At 39.8% G+C, this 1,201-nt stretch carries 1 protein-coding gene; it reads left to right on the forward strand.

The window, feature by feature from the left end:
- Positions 1-324: 324 nt before the first annotated feature.
- Positions 325-993, forward strand: coding sequence for a hypothetical protein (locus KDK15_RS04415; protein WP_257294153.1), 669 nt, complete (start codon positions 325-327; stop codon positions 991-993).
- Positions 994-1,201 lie beyond the last annotated feature (208 nt).

Raw genomic sequence — 1,201 nt, forward strand, 5'->3', positions numbered from 1 at the left:
AGCAGTTTATTCACTTTTTGCTGAACTATTGTGCTTTGGGAACTCTAAAGTCGAGCTACTTAATAGCCCTGACAAATTCTTATATTTGGTTGACATAAATATTGAATAGGTTGTGTTAAGGGGGGAACTTTTATGATAATTATTAGTCTTAAGCTATAATTCAATACTTCAATACTATCAATGGATAGACTTAATTATTCTGCTCATTTAAATGAAGCTTCTGATTGCTTTTCTTATTTTCAAAATACTATTTTTTTTGAACCTGGCTCATCATGTCAGGCTTTCTCCCGTCACGTTGCAGAAGTAGCTAATGTTCTATGTACTATGCGTACTTATGAAACTACTGAAAACTACCTTCAGCAGCCAACAGTGCCTTTTCATAATCCATTTGATGACCCTCGGTATGAAAAAAGGTCGCTAGTCATTGTTGATAGCCATACTGAAGATCAACCACTTTACTTACCTGTCAGAATGAAACTGCAGAATAATGATCATGCCCCCACATATATTCCTGATAATGAACGTTTTTCAATCCAGTCTATTCTAGGATTAGGGCCATCAAACTCGCAAAGCTCATCAGTTGCTGATATTCATTACAATTATGATAAGGCTTACGCGAAGTCTGAGAAACGGAAGGCCTACCAGAAGGCTTACCAGAAGGCTTACCGTAAGTCCGAGAAGTGGAAGGCTTACCGTAAGTCCGAGAAGTGGAAGGCTTCCCAGAAGGTTTACGAACGGTCCGAGAAACGGAAGGCTTACAGGAAGGCGTACCGTGAGTCCGAGAAATGGAAGGCTTACCAAAAGGCTTACCAAAAGGCTTACGGAAAGGCTTATGTGCAGTCCGAGAAAGGGAAAGCTACCCAGAAGGCTTACCAGAAGGCTTACTATAAAACTTTCAAGAATACCGGTGATAAAGAACAAGCAAAAATCGCTGGTAGGCAAGCTGCCGCCTGTATAAGAGAGTCTAATAAAGCAAAAAATAATGAGCTTTAATCAACCTCTATTTCTCCCATCCTGCCCGGTTTCAAAATGACTAAGTAGTTAAAAAATATTGGTCACGAGAAAAACAACACCTGACCACCACTGGTTTTCTCGTCCGTGCGACTCTGGCTTTCGAAGAGCTTAATGTCACTGTTATTAATAGCCATAAGTAGTTAACCAAATGAAATCATATTTTCTGGCTAAGTGGTCAGTCACTCTG

This window comes from Endozoicomonas sp. YOMI1, assembly GCF_024606345.1.
In the GTDB taxonomy this organism is placed as follows: Bacteria; Pseudomonadota; Gammaproteobacteria; order Pseudomonadales; family Endozoicomonadaceae; genus Endozoicomonas.